This is a genomic window from Nodularia chucula CCY0103 (assembly GCF_963923915.1).
In the GTDB taxonomy this organism is placed as follows: Bacteria; Cyanobacteriota; Cyanobacteriia; order Cyanobacteriales; family Nostocaceae; genus Nodularia; species Nodularia chucula.
On the sequence record NZ_CAWUOL010000088.1, the window covers coordinates 1 to 21300 of the forward strand.

General features: G+C 41.2%; 15 protein-coding genes and 1 pseudogene. 7 read left to right on the forward strand and 9 right to left on the reverse strand.

Features of this window, described 5'->3' with window-relative positions:
* The first annotated feature begins 75 nt into the window (after positions 1–75).
* A complete protein-coding gene (locus ACM0OP_RS19280) occupies positions 76–534 on the forward strand; it encodes a pentapeptide repeat-containing protein (protein ID WP_414530040.1) in 459 nt (152 codons plus the stop codon).
* Between the two features lie 758 nt (positions 535–1292).
* Complete coding sequence (locus ACM0OP_RS19285; RefSeq protein ID WP_414530041.1) at positions 1293–1730, forward strand: CAAD domain-containing protein; 438 nt, start codon at positions 1293–1295, stop codon at positions 1728–1730.
* Positions 1731–1890: 160 nt separating this feature from the next.
* Here the strand turns inward: ACM0OP_RS19285 and ACM0OP_RS19290 are convergent, their stop codons facing one another.
* The 6 genes from ACM0OP_RS19290 to petH form a co-directional block, all read right to left on the reverse strand.
* Positions 1891–2325 carry a type II toxin-antitoxin system VapC family toxin gene (locus ACM0OP_RS19290; protein WP_414530042.1) on the reverse strand — a complete coding sequence of 145 codons (435 nt, stop codon included), beginning with the start codon at positions 2323–2325 and terminating at the stop codon, positions 1891–1893.
* Positions 2325–2624, reverse strand: coding sequence for a hypothetical protein (locus ACM0OP_RS19295; RefSeq protein ID WP_414530043.1), 300 nt, complete (start codon positions 2622–2624; stop codon positions 2325–2327). Before ACM0OP_RS19295 ends, ACM0OP_RS19290 begins: the two co-directional genes overlap by 1 nt.
* A 119-nt stretch (positions 2625–2743) precedes the next feature.
* A complete protein-coding gene (locus ACM0OP_RS19300; RefSeq protein WP_462362468.1) occupies positions 2744–4999 on the reverse strand; it encodes a tetratricopeptide repeat protein in 2256 nt (751 codons plus the stop codon).
* 102 nt (positions 5000–5101) lie between these two features.
* On the reverse strand, positions 5102–5536 hold the full coding sequence (locus ACM0OP_RS19305) for a hypothetical protein (protein WP_414530044.1): 435 nt from the start codon (positions 5534–5536) through the stop codon (positions 5102–5104).
* Positions 5537–5716: 180 nt separating this feature from the next.
* A complete protein-coding gene (locus ACM0OP_RS19310) occupies positions 5717–7003 on the reverse strand; it encodes a homoserine dehydrogenase (RefSeq protein WP_414530045.1) in 1287 nt (428 codons plus the stop codon).
* A gap of 129 nt (positions 7004–7132) precedes the next feature.
* Positions 7133–8476, reverse strand: a complete 1344-nt coding sequence (petH, locus tag ACM0OP_RS19315; RefSeq protein ID WP_414530053.1) for a ferredoxin--NADP reductase — start codon at positions 8474–8476, stop codon at positions 7133–7135.
* 1403 nt (positions 8477–9879) lie between these two features.
* Between petH and ACM0OP_RS19320 the strand changes: the two genes are divergently transcribed.
* From ACM0OP_RS19320 to ACM0OP_RS19340, 5 genes are all read left to right on the forward strand, one after another.
* Positions 9880–10884 (forward strand): phosphoribulokinase, encoded by a 1005-nt coding sequence (locus ACM0OP_RS19320; RefSeq protein WP_414530046.1) that lies wholly within the window; start codon positions 9880–9882, stop codon positions 10882–10884.
* 374 nt (positions 10885–11258) lie between these two features.
* Entirely contained in the window at positions 11259–12521 is a 1263-nt protein-coding gene (gene metK / locus ACM0OP_RS19325; protein WP_414530054.1) for a methionine adenosyltransferase, read from the forward strand.
* Positions 12522–12993: 472 nt separating this feature from the next.
* A complete protein-coding gene (locus ACM0OP_RS19330; protein WP_414530047.1) occupies positions 12994–14718 on the forward strand; it encodes a sensor histidine kinase in 1725 nt (574 codons plus the stop codon).
* A 336-nt stretch (positions 14719–15054) separates the two neighbouring features.
* The gene (gene pcrA / locus ACM0OP_RS19335; RefSeq protein WP_414530048.1) at positions 15055–17379 is read left to right on the forward strand and encodes a DNA helicase PcrA; all 2325 of its coding nucleotides are present in this window, start codon (positions 15055–15057) and stop codon (positions 17377–17379) included.
* Positions 17380–17507: 128 nt separating this feature from the next.
* Positions 17508–18266 carry a DUF3427 domain-containing protein gene (locus ACM0OP_RS19340; protein ID WP_414530049.1) on the forward strand — a complete coding sequence of 253 codons (759 nt, stop codon included), beginning with the start codon at positions 17508–17510 and terminating at the stop codon, positions 18264–18266.
* A gap of 597 nt (positions 18267–18863) precedes the next feature.
* Here the strand turns inward: ACM0OP_RS19340 and ACM0OP_RS19345 are convergent.
* From ACM0OP_RS19345 to ACM0OP_RS19355, 3 genes and pseudogenes are all read right to left on the reverse strand, one after another.
* Positions 18864–19499: a hypothetical protein gene (locus ACM0OP_RS19345; RefSeq protein ID WP_414530050.1), complete on the reverse strand. Its 636-nt coding sequence runs from the start codon at positions 19497–19499 to the stop codon at positions 18864–18866.
* Between the two features lie 163 nt (positions 19500–19662).
* Complete coding sequence (locus ACM0OP_RS19350; RefSeq protein WP_414530051.1) at positions 19663–20739, reverse strand: D-alanine--D-alanine ligase family protein; 1077 nt, start codon at positions 20737–20739, stop codon at positions 19663–19665.
* 188 nt (positions 20740–20927) lie between these two features.
* A pseudogene (locus ACM0OP_RS19355) lies at positions 20928–21245 on the reverse strand (metallophosphoesterase); the annotation flags it as partial.
* Positions 21246–21300 lie beyond the last annotated feature (55 nt).

The following is a 21300-nucleotide window of genomic DNA, read 5'->3' on the forward strand; positions in this document are numbered from 1 at the left end:
ATCGCATGAACTAGAGTGTATAGGTGATGTCTTTTGTCAATGCGTAAGTCCTAGTTAATTACCAAGGGGAAAAATATGAAAATTAAGCTATTTGCGGCTTTAGCCTTAGCAACTCCCCTAATTTTTACTGGCTCAGTGAAAGCTGGTAATCCCCAGGATTTACAAAGGCTACATTTGACTAGAGGATGTGTTCAGTGCGATTTATCAGGAGTTAACCTCAGAGGCGCTCATTTAATTGGTGCTGACTTACGGGGTGCAAATCTTTCTGGCGCTAACCTAGAGGGGGTAAACCTTGAAGGTGCAGACTTAACTAACGCCAATTTGAAAGGTGCAAACTTAACTTCGGCTTTTCTAACCAACGTTAATTTTAAAGCAGCTAATCTTAACGCTGCAAATCTGACAGGCGCTACAATTTATGACTCCAATGTATATGGAGCATCAATGAATGATATGATTATCACTGATGCTGAAATCTATCACACTGGTATAGGTATTGGTGGAGATGCAGCAGATATGTTCCCCGACTGGGACTAGGGCATCTATAGGGAAGTTAAGGAAAATAGAAATTTGGCTGGACTAGTCAAAATATTAAGCGGGTGAGCGTAAATGATGTTATCACTTGGCTTAATCTCAGACCTAACTAATGAAGGTTTTCAAGTTGTTAATATCCTTCCAATAGTTGGGTTAGTTTTCCTTGAGGATGTTTAATTAAACAACAATTTCCTGCTATTTTAAAATTTTCAATATCATAATATCTCATAAAAATTAGTATATTTGAATACACAAAAACTTGGATTACAGATTAAACTTAATGATCAATGACTTAATTGACGAACAGGGCTTAAGATAGCTTTAATATCAGTTAAAATCGGCGTTTAAACTTGTATAAATGTGAGGTAGTCTGATTTTGACATGATTTTTGTTTGAGTTGAGTAGGATTGTCAAAACTCCGCTCTTAAGATCAGTGGCTTAGTGCCTACCCTTGGGATAGCTGACCTGAATGGATATGGGATAATCACAGCTTGAGTATTCCATTTGATTTACAAAATCCAGAAATCAGAAAGCTGATTTGAATATATTTTCCTGCTTTCTGCCTTCTATCCTCACACTGACTGTCTACCTTGTAGTTGATGTAGTCGAGCCGATGAGGAAATTATGGTTATAGGACACTAAACCATTTTGTGAACAAAAGCCATTTGTATTCAAGCCCTTGTCCATTCTCTAACCAAAGGCCTTTGGGTCGTCATTGTCCGGATTAGATCAACTCAACTGTTAAATTTATAGGAGTGAAAATGCAAGAACCGGAATTTACAGAAACCAAATCTAAAGAGACAGCAGTACCAGACATCAACCACCAAACAGGAAGCATTACCAAACTCCAGCGTCCTGTGCAGTCTCAAGAGCAATGGCAAAAATACGGTGAACAAGTTTCTGCTTTTTTAGCGACACTCCCCGACTATCTGGGAGGCTTTTTTAATCAATATAAGCAGCCCCTGGTGAGTGTTGGTTTAATTGTCGGCGCAATTGTTTCTGTTAAGGTACTCTTGGCTGTATTAGACTCGTTGAATGATATTCCTTTAGTAGCACCGACCTTTGAATTGATTGGTATTGGTTACTCTGCTTGGTTTGTGTACCGCTATTTGCTCAAAGCCTCGACTCGCAAAGAGCTAACGAGTGAAATCACAACACTGAAATCGCAAGTTGTCGGCAAAAATATTCCAGAAGCTTAATATCTTCAATGTAGCCGTTGACAAAAGCTATAATTTATGTATGTTAAGGCGCTCTTTGAGCGTCTTTTTTTATCAGTGATCAATTCAGGCGATCGCACTGACTCAGGAACTTGTAGAATATAGGCGATGTCTAAAAACAAACTCCTACACGTTTACACATTTACTCAGGTACTTGAACAATATTAGCGATCGCATTTCCTAAACGAGTAAAGTGACTTGGATTTAGCGTCATAAGGACATTTACCTTGGCTTTTAAAGCAGCTTGAGCAATTAAAGCATCAAAAATACCACCACCAGGAAGGTTTAAGGTTGCCATTTGAGCAATCGCAGCCTGATAATCATTGACAGCTAGTGGAACTGCTTCTAAATACTGTGATATCTCCACCACAATGGTTTGAGCTTGTTCCGGACTAATACGCGGCTGTATGGGTAAGCGTGTGATCACAGAATATGTTTCAGCTAAACTGTGAGTTGAGATAAAACCTTGAATTTGTCCTGATTTTGCAGATTGAATCTTGGTAAAACAAATCGAATGTTGCGGGTGATTGACAATTAATGCCGGAACTAAGACAGAAGTATCAAACAAGACTTTCATCAAATTATTTGATCCTGAATACGTTCTTCTCTCAATTCATCTATAAAGGTATTAATATCAAAGTTTGCTGGTAATTCTGCTTCTACAACTAAAATGCCTTCTTTACGATAGACGTTTGCTTGGTTAATCGGCAATAAATTAGTCATTTCAGTGTTTAGTTGAGTATGTTCTTTAGGCTGTTGCTGACTTAGAGCCGCAATTTTTTCTGTAATGGCTTGCAAAATAAATTCTTCAGTGGATATTCCTTGAGTGCTTGCCCATTTTTCAATTTTTTGCTGGAGTTGGGAAGGAAAGTTCATAGACGTAAAGAGAATTTACACTCTCATTGTAAAAGACGATCATCGCCGATAGTGCAGCCAAGCGAACTCGCACTGGCTCAGGGACTTGTAGAATATAGGCGATCGCCCAATCCAATCCTTTAATTACGAATTATTTTCTTAGCGAATTGCCAAAGTAAATCAAACGGTAAAGTTACAATACCCAGTAAGATTTGTAGAAACTGATTGAGCCGACGTTTCCAAGTAGCAATGGGAGTTAACTGTTGTCGCAGAGTTGCCAAGTTTTTTCTAATTTTCGCTGTAGTGGGATGATTAACTCCAAAAACCCGTTGACACATCTCCAAGGCTTGAATGTAGAGAGGTTCGGCTTTACTGTATCGCCCTTGACTATCGTAGAGTCCGGCTAAATTGTTCAAGCTAGTAGCCACATCAGGATTGTCGCCGGCAAACAAACGCTGTGTCATCTCCAAGGCTTGAATGTAGAGGGGTTCGGCTTCACTGTACCGCCCTTGACTGTTGTAGAGAAAAGCTAAATTGTTCAAGCTAGTAGCCACATTGGGATGGTCGCCGGCAAACAAGCGCTGTCTCGTCTCTAAGGCTTTTTTGTAGAGGGGTTCGGCTTGACTGTAACACCCTTGACTACGATATAGTGCAGCTAAATTGTTCAAGCTAGTAGCCACATTGGGATGGTCGCCGCCAAACAAGCGCTGTCTCATCTCTAAGGCTTGAATGAAGAGGGGTTCGGCTTGACTGTAACACCCTTGACTACGATATAGTGCAGCTAAATTGTTCAAGCTAGTAGCCACATTGGGATGGTCGCCGCCAAACAAGCGCTGTCTCATCTCCAAGGCTTGAATGAAGAGGGGTTCGGCTTGACTGTACCGCCCTTGATTGTTGTAGAGTGCAGCTAAATTGTTCAAGCTAGTAGCGACATCAGGATGGTCGTCGGCAAACAAGCGCTGTTTCATCTCCAAGGCTTTTTTGTAGAGGGGTTCGGCTTGAATGTACCGCCCTTGATTGTTGTATAGTAGAGCTAAATTGTTCAAGCTAGTAGCCACATCAGGATGGTCGCCGACAAATAAAGCTTGGCAAACATTGACACATTTGTCATACCAAGGTTCTGCTAATTGATATAGTCCTTGTCCCTCATAAAATCTGCTTACTCCTACAAATATCCCAATCACTTCATCTTTGGGAACTGATGCTGGGGAATTTATATGTGCTTCTCCTGCTGGCTTAATGTCAGCAATTACCCTATTTCCCAAGTCTTCAATATGGTGAACAACATCCTTGACACGTTTGATATCCTTAGAAGTTGATGACTGGGGAAGGCTTTGAGCTACGGTTATCATGGCAGAAGCAAAAGTTGTTTCTAAAACTGATTTTATTTCCCCAGAATTAGTTAACTGTTCTTGCAAGAACCACCGCACTAAAGCATGAATTTTATAATATTCTCCTTCTGTGGCTTTTACCAGTTGCAGCAAATTACGTGCGTAAAGTTGCTTTTTCGCTGCGTTTATTTCCTCTTGTGACCAAGTTAGTTGTTTTGCTGCTTCATCTTCTGCTTTCCCGCCATCTGTCGCCACCCAATTCACCAAATCCCAAAGAATCTGTTGGGGAGCAAATAAACTCAAAAATTTTCCTAATTGTTGTGTGAGGGGGTCGAGTTTTTCCCAAGTTAAGCTAAACGCTGCTTTGACTCCCAGTTGCGCTTCACCAATGGTTGAATCTGGCTCTCGCTGTAAAGATATTTCAGCTAATTTTTGGGTTTGTAATCTCTCCAACATTGTATTCAGAGATAGTCCTGGGTCGCGTACTAAATAACCTCCGACTAACTCTATCCCCAAAGGTAAATATTCCAGAGAATCACATATTGCAGTTGCAGCTTCTAATTGAGTTTCAACTCGCCTGTCTCTGTTTCCTAACAATCGGTTTAACAGTTCTAATGCTTTCCCTGGTTCTTTTTCTGGAGACAGAACATCTAAAGGTATCTCTTGAATAAAATTCGGGTCTAAAATTCGTGGTGTAGTTGTCACCAAAACGCGAAAGCGTTGGTCTTCGGGTAAGACTTGGCGGAGATTAGCTAAGTCTGTGACATCATCGAAGACAATTAATATAGGCGAGGTAGAGTCAGGATATCTAGACCAACACCAAGCAACTTGTTCTTTTAGGCTTAACAATTTTCCCCCTAGTTTTTGGGGAATCTCCAAACCAAGCTTGATCTGAAAAAATTCCAAAATTTCAGCAGGAAGATTACTGTTGCGATCATTGAACCAAGCAATACCGCCATAATTATCTTGATATCCTTTGGCGTATTGGGTAGCTAATTCGGTTTTACCTACCCCTCCCATCCCTGAAATTGCCACATAATTTCCACGCTGCAAGTCTTCATGCACTTGTGTCAGTTCCTGTTCACGTCCGACAAAATGAACAGAACCACGATAAGGGATATATTTTGTGGGAGTTAACTTTATCCGTTCCCCGACGGACGGCTTCAGTCAAAGATTTATGGTTTGGCTTTGAATATTAATATCTCTCTGAGCAAAGTTAACAATCTTCTCGATGCTTTCAATCCTGGTCTGATTTGTTGGAGATTGAGATTTAAGTGCTTCTGCTATTTCTATAAGAATTTCATTCAAATTGGATGGTGTTTCTGCTTTTGCTGCTGCTGCCAATTCCTGTGCAGCTTGTGCCACTTCCGGATCAGCCTGCGCCGCAGATTCTACATCAATTAAAGCTGTACCATAATCTAGGGGTTGTTCTGGTGCTTTCTCAATAGCAACTACAGTTTGAGGATAGTGTTTTCTCAGCTTGACAAGAAATTGACCAGTTTTATCCCATAAAACTTCGCCTACCTTTTCGCCTGTTTTTTCTAAGGCTTTGGTGGCGACTACAGAGCCAATGGCGATCGCAGCAGTAGTTAAAGGTTCCATGTTCTTGAGGTAGAGGCTATTCTTTATAATACATAGCTTTTATGTATAATTTCGCAATTAAAGGGATGTGGGGAAGTTGGGAAGAAGAGGGAGAAGATTGTCGCACTCGCCCAAAGTCTTCCCCCTTAACCCTGCACTTTATGCCGTTCTACCTTGTCTACTGGCAATTTCTCAGCCTATTTACAAGACGCGCAGTAAACTGGGAATACTATCTATCGCTTCTAAGTTCTCCATTTCTGCTAGAGCTTGCCGAAAATCGCCTTCTCGCACGTCGTGAGTGACAACAACAATTTCTGCTAGTCCTCCCTGAAAGCCTGTTTGGACGACTGACTCTAAACTCACGCCATAGTTACCAAAGCAAGTACCTAATTTACCTACGACTCCAGGTTGGTCTTTGGTGAGGAATCTGGCATAGAATCTAGTGACTAGTTCGGTGATGGGGGCAATTTCACAGTAATCTTGGTGTCCACAGGTTAATAGTGGATTGGGGTTAGTTGTACTGGTTTTGAGAACAGCAACTAAGTTCAAGATATCTGAGGCGACGGCACTAGCTGTTGCACCTGCACCTGCACCGGGTCCAAAAAACATGACCTGCCCTATGGGTTCTCCTTCGACCAGAATGGCATTATAAACACCGTTAATGCTGGCTAATGGATGGGATTTGGGTACTAAGGTGGGATGAACTCTGACGGAGAGGGAAGATGAGGATGTTTCTTGTTTGGCGATCGCTAACAATTTAATCACAAATCCCAATTTTTCGGCGTAGGTAATATCTGTCTTACTGACTTGCCTAATGCCTTCACAATAGACATCTTCTAAATTGATGCGTCCATCAAAGCCTAGTGATGCCAGAATAGCAATTTTATCTGCTGCATCTAAACCGTCTACATCAGCCGTGGGGTCAGCTTCGGCGTAACCTAACTTTTGGGCATCAGCTAAGACATCACTGAAGTTGCTACCTTCGGTTTGCATCCTGGTGAGGATGTAATTTGTTGTACCGTTAACGATGCCTGTAATAGTATGAATACGGTTAACGCTTAAGGACTGCTTTAGGGGTTGAATTACTGGAATCCCTCCGCCTACAGCCGCTTCTAACATCACATATACCCCGGCTTGGTTGGCAGTCGTAAAGATTTCTGCACCAAAACGGGCGATCGCCGCTTTATTGGCGGTGACAACGTGTTTACCATTATTTAAAGCTTGGAGAATCAGCGATCGCGCTGGTTCCAGTCCACCCATCAACTCCACGACAATATCCACCGCTGGATCATTGACAATAGACTCTAAATCTGTAGTTAAGACATCGGCTGGTAATTCTACATCCCGAATTTTAGCAAGCGATCGCACTCCCACCCGATAAATTTCTATTTCCTGCAATAACGGATTACGTCCCACCACATCTTGCAGTAACTGCACCGTACCTGTGCCAACAGTGCCTAAACCTAATATACCTAGTTTCACTCCCACAAATTTTGCACCCTATTTTCTGAGATCCATATAAAACAATTGTAGGGTGGGTTGTTCACCCACCCCACTTATTATGTTTTTATGTTTGTTAGTCGCCTTCATAATAATTACTAAAGGCAATGGACTAACTTAATAAGTTTCTACGTGCCAACGATGAGCCTTCTTCAGTTCCTTCTGATAATCACTCCAGACCACTCCTTCCTTAGCAGCAGCACCAGTCAGAGCTTCATCAATCCCGCCTTCCATACCACGCAAACCGCAGATGTAAGTGTGAGTGTTTTCCTCTTTAATTAACTTCCACAATTCATCAGCGTGTTCTGCTACACGGTCTTGGATATACATTCTGCCACCTTGGGGATTTTTTTGTTCCCGGCTGATAGCATAGGTCAGACGGAAGTTATCAGGATACTTGGCCTGCATTTCTTCCAATTCTTCCTTATATAAGATGTTCGGACTGGTGGGAACACCAAATATTAACCAAGAAAATCCTTTAAACTGGTACTCTGGGTTAGCGGCTCTTTCTGCATCCTTAAACATCCGCCACAGGTAAGCTCGCATGGGAGCAATACCTGTTCCAGTGGCCAACATAATCACTTTGGCTTCTGGATCTTCAGGTAGCAACATTTCCTTACCCACCGGGCCAGTGATTTTCACCTCTGCACCCGGTTTTAGTTGAGTCAGGTGAGTAGAACAAACACCGTACACTGTTTCCCCTGTTTCTGGGTGCTTATACTCCAATTGGCGGACGCACAGAGATACAGTTTTATCATCCACATCATCGCCATGACGGGTGGAAGCAATGGAATACAGTCTCAGTTTTTCCGGCTTACCGTTCTTATCTACACCTGGTGGAATAATCCCAATACTTTGACCTTCTACGTATTTCAAATCACCGCCGGATAGGTCAAACTTGATGTGCTGAACACTACCAATCCCGTCTTCTTTAACCAACGGTTCATTAGATATACACTTACCAAGAAATGGAGCATTAGGGCGGTAGATATTGACAGGAACGTCAGCGCCTTTTTTGGCTTTCCCTTGAGTCATGGTGTTGCCTTTTTTGTCCTTCTTTTTCAGCTGTTCTTCAGCTGGTGGTTTAGCAAAGCCTTTCACTTCACCACTAGCATTCACAGGTGTAGCCTTACCATTGCTATCACTGTCAGCAGCTTTTTCAGTTGTAACTAAAGACTCCTTGTTGTTTTCAGCACTCTTACTAGAGGCTTTACCATTAAGTTGTTCTAGAGTACTTACAGACTGGATACTAACAATTTTGCCGCCCAGGCGAGTGATCCGTCGCATTTCTTGATTCATGCGGTTGTAAGGTACTCTGATGAACACACTGCCACTGTTACGAATTGGGTAGTTTGTTTGATCAGTTGCTTCGTTTTGGCGCAGACCCACCACTTCGTAAACGAAGACGCGGCTACCTAATTCTCTGTTGGCAGCACCCTCAACAGCACCTTGATTGTACATTCGTTCTAACACTCCGATTTTTACTTAACCGTTTATCAAAAAAATTCTTTCCTTTTGCCAGTTTTAGTTTATCGGATTTTCCTGTACCAAAACTGGTTATTTAGGAAAGCGGCATCATGATCTAATGCCCTACTGGGTTCACTCACCAAAGACAAGCAAGGATAGCAAAAAACACACCTGTTCACCTTTTACGGTAAAGGATAAGTCTTTGGCAGAATGTTAATAATGAGTCAGTTTAATCTTTTTTTCGTGAACCGCTACTCCTATCAAAGAAATAGCTTTCAACCACCCACAGGGAAAGATACAATGACTTTTTATATTCCCCAGCTAAAAGAAAGGGGATTTTTGAAGAGTCCACAAAAGAACTTTCAATGGTGTTGGTGAAAACACCCTAAACGCTCAAAACAACTCCCTCAAGGAAAGTTATGGTCATAGCGCTGACTTTCAACTTTTTTTGCTTTCCGAATCCATCATCTAGCCCAGTAGCTACGCTCAACATCCTGTCTTTATTTGCTGATTAACTGTTCAGGTTAGCCTGATATGTCTGTCGCCGGGATTGCTCCGTACTAGGATATTTCAACACGCTGATGGTGATTCTTACTTACAGGACTTATTATATCACTGGCTGCTAATTCCAATTTTCTAAATCAAACAATTTGAATTAGCAAACAAATTATACCTGGGGAGTGGGGTAAAAGCTTGTTGTCTGAATGCGGATATTTTCAGCCCATAGCCCAGGCTACACCCAGAAAAATTAAAGACGAGTCCTATAGATTCTTTCCTAGAGCAAATCTTGTTATAAAATACCCCCTTCTGTTAAAATCAAATACACTACTAGGATTAAATACTTACCAGCCAGCAAGGAATTAAATGTTAGTTAGATGAGACACAACTATAAGGTTGTCTGCCCATCTAGATATTCCATAGCCTTGCTGAGTAGCAAAAACACAGGATCTACCAATGGGGTAAACTCCTGGTTGCAAAATCTTCTGTGTCAGAAACCCCACGGCTTTAGTCGGGGGCTTGAAAAAGTCCTAATCTGACCAGCGATTTAGTCTTAACTGACTAGGTTTAAGGGCTAGTATTCAAGACCTATCAGGGATGCATTGTTATTCCCCTACTCTGGAACCAAAGGATTAAAGAGGCTGACAGGGGTTAAATCAGTGTCGTTGGGAAAGTACGGACCTTAAACATTAGCAAAGCTAAGATTACTGGAGTGGCAAGGTGATTCCCAGATAGGCCAATGGGTAAGTACTACTCCTGGAGCTTGTCCAAACCCGAAAGGGAGACGGTAAATAAATTCACCCGCGCCTTATCCCCATGTTTAAAGCCAGGAGCTTCCCCAATGCGGAGGTTTTGGTGAAAAAATATTCATTGACACATTTAGTATTTAGAGGAAATTTATGACAACTAAGCCGGAACGCGTGGTATTGATTGGAGTAGCCGGAGACTCTGGATGCGGTAAATCTACCTTTTTGCGTCGTTTAATAGATTTATTTGGTGAAGAATTTATGACTGTCATCTGTTTAGATGACTATCATTCTTTAGATCGCAAACAGCGCAAAGAAACTGGGATAACTGCACTTGACCCCAGAGCTAACAATTTTGACCTCATGTATGAGCAAATCAAAGCCCTGAAAGCAGGTCAAGCAATTGATAAGCCGATTTATAACCACGAAACCGGCATGATTGATCCTCCAGAACGTATCGAGCCAAATCATATTATCGTGGTGGAAGGTTTACATCCTTTATATGATGAAAGGGTAAGAGAACTCATTGACTTTAGTGTATATTTTGACATTAGTGATGAAGTCAAAATTGCCTGGAAGATCCAACGAGATATGGCGGAAAGGGGACACCGTTATGAAGATGTTCTCGCTCAAATTAATTCTCGTAAACCGGATTTTGATAAATTCATTGAGCCACAAAGAGAATATGCTGATGTCGTTCTTCAGGTACTGCCGACAAACCTGATTAAAAACGATACAGAACGGAAGGTGTTGAGAGTACGTATGCTCCAACGTGAAGACAAAGAAGGTTTTGAGCCTAGCTACTTGTTCGATGAAGGATCAACAATTAATTGGACTCCTTGCGGACGGAAATTAACTTGTTCATACCCTGGTATGCAGGTTTATTATGGTTCTGATGTCTACTACGGTCGCTACGTCTCAGTCCTAGAAATAGATGGTCAATTCGATAACCTGGATGAAGTGATTTATATCGAAACCCATCTCAGCAAGACATCGACGAAGTATGAAGGTGAGATGACTCACTTGCTACTGCAACACCGCGAGTATCCAGGTTCCAATAATGGAACTGGTTTATTCCAAGTGTTGACAGGTTTGAAGATGCGTGCAGCCTACGAGCAGTTGACATCCAAGGAAGCAAAACTCGCTGTTGAAGTTTAATTGACTATCCCCCGGTTAAAAACATGGGGGCTTTACGCATCACGACTCGTAAGGGATGCTGCGATCGCAGCTTTCGGGGGTACTTCTGGGTTTCCCCCTTTTTTATATCAAAAACAATATTCAGCTAATCACCCATACTGCACCATTAGCTTGACTGCGATTTCTGTCCGGCCTTGTTCAGATCCTCGCTATGGTAATGGAAAATGGTGCAACATCGGAGTCATTAAATCTTATTTGATCTATAAAATAAACATCTCAATATGTAACTTTTAAAAAATCGCAGAAATGTTGTTATGATTTCATACATTAGTTGCTGAACTAAATAAATCACAAAAATTTAGCCAGTGACAATTTTTGAACAGGAGGATTTCTCTTTGTCTAGACGCTATTTATTTACCTCCGAATCAGTTACAGAAGGTCATCCAGACAAGATTTGCGATCAAATTTCTGATACAATTCTTGATACCTTACTGACAGAAGATCCCAGCAGTCGTGTGGCGGCTGAGGTAGTAGTTAATACTGGTTTGGTACTAATTACTGGTGAAATTACCAGCAAAGCTAATGTGAATTATGTTAACCTGGCTCGGAAAAAGATAGCCGAAATTGGCTACACCGATGCTGTTAACGGCTTTTCTGCCAGCAGCGCTAGTGTTCTCGTAGCCTTGGATGAACAATCGCCCGATATCGCCCAAGGTGTCAATACCGCCCAAGAAACACGGCAAGAAAATAGTGATGAACTATTCGACGCTGTGGGTGCGGGTGATCAAGGTATAATGTTTGGCTTTGCCTGCAACGAAACACCAGAATTGATGCCTTTACCCATTAGTTTGGCTCATCGCTTGGCGCGACGACTGACAACAGTTCGCAAAACAGGCAAGTTACCATACCTGCGACCGGACGGCAAAACACAAGTAACTGTGGTTTATGAAGACGGTTATCCTGTAGGTATTGATACCATTCTAATTTCCACTCAGCATACAGAAAGTATCGGGGAAATTACGGAGGAAGCAGCAATACAAGCCAAGATTAAAGAAGACCTCTGGTCAGTAGTAGTGGAACCTGTTTTTGGTGACATTGAGGTGAAGCCAAGCCAGGAAACACGTTTCTTGGTCAACCCCACGGGCAAATTTGTGATTGGTGGACCTCAAGGCGATTCTGGACTCACCGGACGGAAAATTATTGTTGATACCTACGGTGGTTATTCCCGACATGGTGGCGGCGCTTTTTCTGGTAAAGACCCCACAAAGGTAGACCGTTCTGCGGCTTATGCGGCGCGCTATATGGCGAAAAATATTGTCGCAGCTGGGTTAGCCCAAAAGTGTGAGGTGCAGCTGAGTTATGCCATTGGTGTGGCGCGACCAGTCAGCATTTTTCTAGAGACTTTTGGTACTGGGAAAGTGGATGATGAAACTTTGCTGAATTTGGTTAAAGACCAGTTTGAACTACGTCCAGCAGGAATTATCCATGTTTTCAATTTACGGAACTTACCAAGTGAACGAGGCGGACGTTTTTATCAGGACATCGCGGCTTACGGTCACTTTGGGCGCAATGATTTAGATTTGCCTTGGGAACGTACCGATAAGGCGGAATTGTTGCAGCAATTAGTCGCACAGTCCCTGTCAACAGCGATCGCTTAAAATGTCAGTAATAAAAGAAAATTAAGTATCAGGGGCGACTTGTTGCCCCTATTTTCTTATAGCACTACGCATATACATTAGGACATAAACTGATCATAAAAGTTAGACACCGAAAGGCTTTTACCCCACTCCCCACTCCCTACTCCCCAGCTATAAAACTTTAACTTGAAATCTCCAAATTCCTATCCTCAGAAAAAATCAAGAGAAAAACATTATTCTGTGGTGAATTAATTTTTCGGTGTATCTGACTCAGGTGAGAACTGCTATAGTGGTGACGAGGTTTGACTACTCAGGGATATTTTGGCTTCTACCGCCTTCAAACCCCATTTACTCATCAGAATTATTGAGTCAGAATTTTTTTGAGCTTCTTATCACACAATATCATGTTAAATGCTAATCATCAATCAATGTGATCGTCAAAATCAAACTGATGCTGTCATATTTTTTGCGTAAGGGTAAGAATGTTTGAGAAATGCAAACTCAAAAACCAATCCCCGTTGACAGCAGTTCAGAAAGCAAAAAAGTGTCAGCCGAAAAGCCTTCCACGGATGAACTCCCAACTATAGAATTTCCTTCACGCGGGAAACTCAAAGCCAGTTCCTGGCGCATACATCAAAAAATTGGTTATGGTTATTTTGTCGCTATTGGAATTGGCTTTTTTGGATCGCTGACTGGGTTGGTAATTGCCAATTACTACAGAGGTAGAGAAATCAGGCAATTCAATCAAGCCCAAGAGCAACGACAGTTACTGACAAATTATAAAGATGCGGCGTTAGAGGCACAATTGTATAGTGCTAATTTAGTCGCAGTTGTGGAAAATCCATTAAGATTATCCCACAAAAAAGAGCAATTTATCAAGAGTGTTAACACAGCTAAAACTTTAGAACAAGACATTAATCAATATATAGAGACAAGACCGAGTAGATTAGCTGCGAAAGGTGGTAATTTAGAGGCTTTATTACAAGATTATGGTACTACCTTACAACTATACGTTGACCAAATAGAAACTGTATTACAGCAAATTGACTCTGAGGACTTAGAGCCAGAACAAACTGCACTTGTCAGAGAGCAGTTGCTGGAAATTATGCGTGGTGAAACGGCGATACAGCTAGAGCAACTGGCGTTGAGATTGACTAATATTCTCAAAATTGCCGAGAATCAAGAACAACAACGGCAAAAAGATGTAGATCAGGCTAAAAAGGTTGAGAGATTTATTGTGATCATGAGTATGCTGGTATCAGTGGCGATCGCCGCTATTGTGGCTTGGCGTACTAGTCGGGCGATCGCAGAACCAGTAATTACTGTCACTCAAGTAGCTGAACAAGTGGCGAGAAAATCTAATTTTGATTTACGCGCACCGGTGACAACTGAAGATGAAATTGGTTTATTAGCTAAATCCCTGAATCGATTAATTGAACGTGTATCTGAGCGGACAAGAGAACTAGAACAAGCGAAGGAATTAGCAGAAGCAGCCAGTAAAGCCAAAAGTTTATTTTTAGCGAACGTCAGCCACGAATTACGCACGCCATTAAATGCTGTGATTGGTTTGAGTCAACTGTTGCAAGATGACGCTACGGATTTAGATTTATCGGGAGATTTTATCACTGATTTAGAAACCATTAACTCTGCTGGTAGACACCTCCTGGAACTAATTAATGAGATTCTCGACTTGTCAAAAATTGAAGCCGGGAAAATGACTCTTTATCCAGAGAGATTTGAGATTGTCAAGCTGATTAATAATGTAGTGCTGACTGTGAAATCTACTATCGATAAAAATAATAATATCCTGGAAGTTTATTGTGATCAAGACCTTGGCATAATGTACGCCGATAAAACTAGAATGCAGCAGGTATTATTAAATTTACTGAGCAATGCAGGCAAGTTTACCACTAATGGCAAGGTAACTTTAACAGTGAAGAGAGAAAGCACAGACTTAACACCAGAAGATGTTGTGGATGTAATTACTTTCAGCGTCGCTGATACGGGAATTGGGATGTCTGAAAGTCAACAAAAACAGTTATTTAAGCCTTTTACCCAAGGGGATACATCCACAACAAAAAAGTATGGCGGTACGGGATTGGGTTTAGCAATTAGTCGCCACTTTTGTCAGATGATGGGTGGTGAAGTTTTTGTACAAAGTGAGCCGGGGGTGGGGTCTACTTTCACTGTTCATCTGCCACTCACTATGGAAGACTAAGTAAAAGTAAAATCTAATTTATTACTAGCCCAGGCGACTGGAAGTCACGGCCATACAAACCAAACCCGCCTGCGCGGGTTAAATAGACTTGGACTTGTGGTATCGGAGGATAAATTATAGCACTATGCATAGACGTTAGGACTTAAACTGATCATAAAAGTTAGACACCGAAAGCCTTTTTCCCCACTCCCTACTCCCTACTCCCTACTCCCTACTCGCTACTCCCCAGCTATACATTCCCCCAAAACTTTTCAAACACCTGCTAAGGGTCTGTCGTCAAATCGTGACGGTATATTCTGCTAATATGCAAGTGGTCGATGATCTATCTACACCGCTATGACAACAACTATTGACTTTCTCAGCCATCTTAACCCCAGCCAACGTCAAGCTGTGGAACATTATTGCGGCCCCTTGTTAGTTGTGGCTGGCGCAGGTTCTGGTAAAACACGGGCGCTGACTTATCGAATTGCTAACCTGATTCTTAAACACCGTGTAGATCCAGAGAATATTTTGGCTGTCACCTTCACGAATAAAGCCGCACGGGAGATGAAGGAACGCATTCAACGGCTATTTGCTGAAGACTTGGCGACGAGAAAACATGGTAAGAAATTTGATTTGTTGACGGAATATCAACAAATGCAGTTGCGATCGCAAGTCTATAAAAATACAATTAAAGACTTATGGTGTGGCACTTTTCACAGTTTATTTTCTAAAATTTTGCGTTTTGATATCGAAAAGTACCAAGACGAAAAAGGCAGACGTTGGACGCGCAATTTTTCGATTTTTGATGAAGCCGATGTCTTGAGCTTAATCAAAGAAATTGTGAATAAACAGCTAAATTTAGACGATAAAAAATTTGATGCTCGTTCGGTGCGCTACGCTATCAGTAACGCCAAAAACCAAGGTTTTTCACCCCAGGAGTTTGAGGGGGAACAGCCAAATTATCGGGGAAGGGTAATTGCTCAAGTTTATAATTCCTATCAAGATAAGTTAGCTGAAAATAATGCCCTCGATTTTGATGATTTAATTCTAGTGCCGACAAGATTATTTCAGCAAAACGAGCAGGTTTTAGATTATTGGCATCGTAAGTTTGGTCATATCCTGGTAGATGAATATCAAGATACTAACCGCACTCAATATGATTTGATTCGGCTGTTGGTAACTAATGGAGAAGACAGCAAGAGTGCATGGAAATGGCAAAATCGCTCGGTGTTTGTGGTGGGTGATGCGGATCAGTCGATTTATAGTTTTAGAATGGCTGATTTCACGATATTGTTGGAATTTCAGCAAGACTTCGGCGATGGTTTATCTGATGATGATACCCGTTCGATGGTGAAATTAGAGGAAAATTATCGCTCTTGTGAGAATATTTTGCAAGCGGCTAATGAGTTAATTGAAAATAACACTCAACGCATTGATAAGGTTCTTAAACCGACGCGGGGAAGTGGTGAGCAGATTTATTGTCATAAAGCAGATAATGAAATTGAGGAAGCCGAGTTTGTGATTGGGCAAATTCGCACTTTAGAACAGCAAAATCCGGAGTTAGATTGGGGTAGTTTTGCCATACTTTATCGTACTAACGCCCAATCTCGACCTTTTGAAGAATTGTTAGTGAGAAATCAAATTCCTTATACGGTGGTAGGAGGAATGAAGTTTTACGATCGCAAAGAAATTAAAGATGTCATAGCTTATTTAAGGGCGATCGCCAATCCTGCTGATACAGTCAGTTTACTACGAGTGATTAATACTCCCCGGCGGGGAATTGGTAAAACTACCATTGAAAATTTAGTTAACGCTTCCCAGCAATTAGGCACAACCCTGTGGGAAATACTCAGTGATGAAACATCAGTTAATACATTAGCTGGACGTTCTACTAAAGCTGTGAATAACTTTGCTCAAATGATCAACAGTTGTAAAGAACAAGCCGCAACGGTTCCAGTTTCTGAACTTTTACAAAACCTGTTAGACGAGTCTGGTTATATTAAAGACTTGCATAATCAGGGTACAGATGAAGCTGAAGACAGAATCCAAAACGTCCAGGAACTTTACAACGCTGTACTGCAATTCCAAGAAGAAAGCGAAGATGTTTCTTTGACAGCCTTTCTGCAAAGTAGCGCCCTTAGTTCTGATTTGGATAATTTAAAGGAAGGGCAAAAAGCAGTATCTTTAATGACTCTGCACGCTTCCAAAGGTTTGGAATTTCCTGTAGTCTTTTTGGTAGGTTTAGAACAGGGACTATTTCCTGGCAATCGTTCCCTGAGTAATCCAGAATCCTTAGAAGAAGAACGCCGCCTGTGTTATGTCGGTATTACTCGCGCCCAAGAACGGTTGTATATATCACACGCTCGTGAACGGCGCTTATATGGTTATCGTGAACCGGCGATGCGATCGCAATTTCTCGAAGAATTACCCGCAGAACTATTAAATACTGGGAATAAAGGCCGTCATACACAGACCAAAACTGCTGCTAAAGCTGGCGGTCAGCCCTATACACCCCATAATTGGCAAGTAGGCGATCGCGTCTTACATAAATCCTTTGGTATTGGTGAAATTACGCACGTCTTCGGCGAAAGTAATAAAGTATCTGTAGCGATTAAATTTGCCAGTTTGGGGCAGAAAATTATTGACCCCAGAATAGCGCAGTTGCAAAAGGTGGAATGATGAAAGCCTGTACTAGTTTAAGTTGCCAAGGTGAGTATAAATTGATATCTTCCAATATAATTACCATCTTTTTACAACAAACTTTGTATGTCCATTTAAAGTAATTTCTCTACTTCCAGTAACAAAATATGAACTATAAATTTGTCTGTGGTAAAACCTATACAAGAAAAGATATATTTAGCATTATTGGGCTTCTAGAAGAACCAAAAGGTGGTAATTGGTACACAGGCTATACACGACATGAAGGAGATTATTTTATTTTTTGTAATATAGGTATTCCTGGTAGAACAGGTCATGACTATAATAATCACTTTATAGGAGATAATTTAATCTGGTTTGCAAAAAATGATACTAAAATACACCAGCCCGAAATTCAGAATTTGATTAACCTAAAAGTCAAAAAATATATATTTATCAGGTCAAGTAATCAACAACCTTTCACATATATAGGTTTAGGAAAAGCAAAATATTTTGAAAAAAGTTCACCCGTAAAAATTATCTGGGAGTTCATTGATGAAGATGAAGTTAATCCAGTTAGGTTAGCAGAGGAAGTAACAGAAACAGAAACATATTTTGAAGGAGCGACTAAACTAATTAAAGTCAACGTTTATGAACGTAACCCTAGTGCTAGACAAAAATGTATAGAACACTATGGCGTAATATGTCAGGTTTGTAAATTTAGTTTTGAGAAGGTATACGGAGTCATTAGTGAAGGTTATATCCACGTCCATCATTTAAAGCCATTATCAGAAATTGGTAAAGAGTATGAGCTTGATCCAATAAAAGATTTGCGTCCAGTCTGTGCCAATTGTCACGCAATGCTTCATAGAAAAAAACCAGCTTATACTATTGATGAACTCAAATCTCTTATTCGGAATAATGCCTAATATAAAAAAAAGAGTGAGAGAAGGCATATCAAGCGCCTGTAATCTCTCACTCTGGTATTTGTCACTGTAGTGTTCAGGAATATGTCTAAGCGCTGCCCTTTATTTTAGGGGGCTAATGTGTATATCAGTGACAACGCCCACACACATTTAATATTCCTGGCGCGACAAATACCAAGGTTAAATATCAAAACCGTTATCAATTATCAAGGTAATTTGATTCTTGATTAACTCTATTAACAAAAACCCTTCTGTTTTTTGTCTTCTATAATTTAGCTCAGTTAATCTGATTATTGTTGCCATTTTGGCAGGTTTTTAGATTTGGGTTATCGCTTGATTTCTGGAGTTAATAGTTTTCATTTCCGAAGATTAGGAAAAAAATAGATATAGCGTTTCCCAATCATACAAGGTATATGATAGCCCCTTCATCGTAAGGGGTAGGGTCCTGTACCTCACTAAATAGAGAAACGCTGTAATGAAAACCTTGTAATTAGGGATTTTCACTATTATTCCCTCTGGTGACAGAGCTTTGCTATGCCCTAGTTACCCTGAGCGCACCATTCGGGTAGAGAGGACAGTTATAAAGCGTTGAGAGGCATATTAGCGTGAAATTGTCGGTAGAGAAGTTTGTGGAGGAATATCCATTAACTTTACTGAGGGTTCTTTTCTGTGATTTATTCCCTGTGGCTGTTGTGGTGACATAACCCTCGCCGATAAATGTGAATCAGCTTTCCAAGGGGTAATATGATTGGGTGATTGCAGTGGTACAAAAACTGACTGATGGTTTACAGTCTTTGGTTCCCATTTGGGAGAATAGTTGATAGTTAAAGGCTTTGAGGTATAGACTTTGATAGGTTTGCGGACTTTTTTAGCCTGGGGTCGACGGTCTATTGATTTAAAAATCATCGAGCAACCACCAGCACAACTGAGGGCGATCGCAAATACCAACCATAATGGTGTGGGATTCTTCTCTGGAAAAGATGTTGTAATTGGTGTTTCAACGACAGCTGCGATTTCTTCTGGTTCTACCTGATCTGGACTCCCTGCGTAAACTAAGCTATACAAAGCTACGGCTGTACTTCCCATCAGGATTGTTAATAACCCAGTCAATAATAACCCTGGATGACGTATCAGCAGATGGATAAAAATATTTGAACTACTGATGGATTTCGATTGAGTCTTTTTGCGCCTTTTGATTGGCTTTGGTGGATACTGTGGGCTTTGAGTATGTTCCATGATAACTTTCACATTGATCCGATCCCCTGTAGGCAATGATTGTACTTGACGAGTCAGCCATCAGGTATCCGTAGCAATATTTCGGAATTTAGTAGCTTTTTTTTCAGTCATTTAGGCTACCAAATCCCAAATTTTTGCTGAAATTGCCTATTTTAGTGAATTGTTAATTTGGTTCTGAGGAGGATTTCTGACTAGAAGATTTTTCTAAGGCTAATTGAATTAACCGATCTACTAGTTCCGGAAAACTAACCCCACTATTAGCCCAGAGTTGGGGATACATACTAGTAGCAGTAAAGCCTGGTAAGGTGTTGATTTCGTTAATCAATATTTCTCCAGTAGCTTCGAGATAGAAAAAATCTACCCTAGCTAAACCCGCAGCGTCCACAGCTGCAAAGGCTTGTAAAGCCATATCTTGGATTTGACGACTCACAGTATCTGGTATGGGGGCGGGAATCAGTAAATCTGCTTGCCCGGCTGTATATTTAGTTTCATAATCGTAAAAATCGCTGTTGAAAGTAATCTCTCCAACGATAGAGGCTTGAGTTTGATCATTACCCAATACGGCACATTCTACTTCTCTCGCCAGTACCCCTGCTTCGACTATAATCCGTCTATCGTAAGTAGCAGCATTATCTAGGGCTGTTTCTAATTCGGAACGCGATCGCACTTTGGTAATACCCACTGATGAACCTAAGTTGGCCGGTTTGACAAAACAGGGATAGTCTAATGCTGCTTCAATTTCATCGCAGAGTTTAGGAAATACACAAGGATTTGACCATACTTGCGCTCTGGTTAAGGCTTTGTATTTTACCTGGGGTAATCCGGCTTGCTGAAAGACCATTTTCATGGCGATTTTATCCATACCCAAGGCTGAACCTAATACTCCGGAACCGACAAAGGGAACTTGCATTAATGTCAGTAATCCCTGAATTGTACCATCTTCGCCGTTGGGGCCGTGGAGAATGGGAAACCAAACCTCTACTTCTGTGACTTGATCAGGGATTTTCCACGGGTTCAAGTTTTGCGGTTCTAACTGGGGAATACCAGTTGCTAGAATCTTTTGGGCTAGTTCTCCGGCTAACCAGCAACCATTTTTCTGAATATAAAAAGGCAATATTTCGTATTTGCTGGCATTTTGTTCAGCACTTAATGCTTGCGCGATCGCTCGTGCTGAATTAATTGAAACTTCATGTTCCCCGGAACGTCCCCCAAATAGCAATCCCACCCGCAGTTTAGTCATTTTTAGTACCTTTTTGTTTTCTCTGGCTGAGAGTTTATCACAACCTGCTATGGGGGCTATATTTTTTTTGGTGGGTTTTAAGGAACCGCAGAGACACGGAGAACACCGAGAAACTTGATATTTTGTTTACCATCATGCCAAAATTAGGTAATACTAATTCTGTGTGAGGATGGGCTGAAATCTCAGGTTTACTGCAATTCAAATTCATCAAATTTGACTACATCTGAATCGGGTTTTGTGGTATCAAAATAATAGCTGGTTACTATTCCTGTGCCTGTGTCAAAGATACTAAAAACAGTGATGTCGTTACTCGCTATGTAGGGAATGGGTTGACCTTTTTCATCTAATAAGGGTGCAATTGTGGGGATGATTGGTTCTAATCCGTAAGGATCACCCAGGGTAGTATATTCTTCTTGGTATCCATTGGGTATTTCTCGTTTTTTTTCACCCAAAGCCGCACCATAAGAGTTACCAACATTGGATGTTTCTAGAAAGTGCATTCCACTGGCAGGGTTAGCGCGTCTCAAACCCTATTGACAGTGGGATTCTAGGAGAGGATTG

What these genes read in the sequence shown, in the direction of transcription:
- ACM0OP_RS19345 (WP_414530050.1), bottom strand. Translation starts at nt 19,499, where the DNA reads ATGGAACATACTCAAAGCCCACAGTATCCACCAAAGCCAATCAAAAGG.
- ACM0OP_RS19295 (WP_414530043.1), bottom strand. Translation starts at nt 2,624, where the DNA reads ATGAACTTTCCTTCCCAACTCCAGCAAAAAATTGAAAAATGGGCAAGC.
- pcrA (WP_414530048.1), top strand. Translation starts at nt 15,055, where the DNA reads ATGACAACAACTATTGACTTTCTCAGCCATCTTAACCCCAGCCAACGT.
- ACM0OP_RS19330 (WP_414530047.1), top strand. Translation starts at nt 12,994, where the DNA reads ATGCAAACTCAAAAACCAATCCCCGTTGACAGCAGTTCAGAAAGCAAA.
- ACM0OP_RS19305 (WP_414530044.1), bottom strand. Translation starts at nt 5,536, where the DNA reads ATGGAACCTTTAACTACTGCTGCGATCGCCATTGGCTCTGTAGTCGCC.
- ACM0OP_RS19340 (WP_414530049.1), top strand. Translation starts at nt 17,508, where the DNA reads ATGAACTATAAATTTGTCTGTGGTAAAACCTATACAAGAAAAGATATA.
- ACM0OP_RS19290 (WP_414530042.1), bottom strand. Translation starts at nt 2,325, where the DNA reads ATGAAAGTCTTGTTTGATACTTCTGTCTTAGTTCCGGCATTAATTGTC.
- ACM0OP_RS19350 (WP_414530051.1), bottom strand. Translation starts at nt 20,739, where the DNA reads ATGACTAAACTGCGGGTGGGATTGCTATTTGGGGGACGTTCCGGGGAA.
- petH (WP_414530053.1), bottom strand. Translation starts at nt 8,476, where the DNA reads ATGTACAATCAAGGTGCTGTTGAGGGTGCTGCCAACAGAGAATTAGGT.
- ACM0OP_RS19280 (WP_414530040.1), top strand. Translation starts at nt 76, where the DNA reads ATGAAAATTAAGCTATTTGCGGCTTTAGCCTTAGCAACTCCCCTAATT.
- ACM0OP_RS19285 (WP_414530041.1), top strand. Translation starts at nt 1,293, where the DNA reads ATGCAAGAACCGGAATTTACAGAAACCAAATCTAAAGAGACAGCAGTA.
- ACM0OP_RS19320 (WP_414530046.1), top strand. Translation starts at nt 9,880, where the DNA reads ATGACAACTAAGCCGGAACGCGTGGTATTGATTGGAGTAGCCGGAGAC.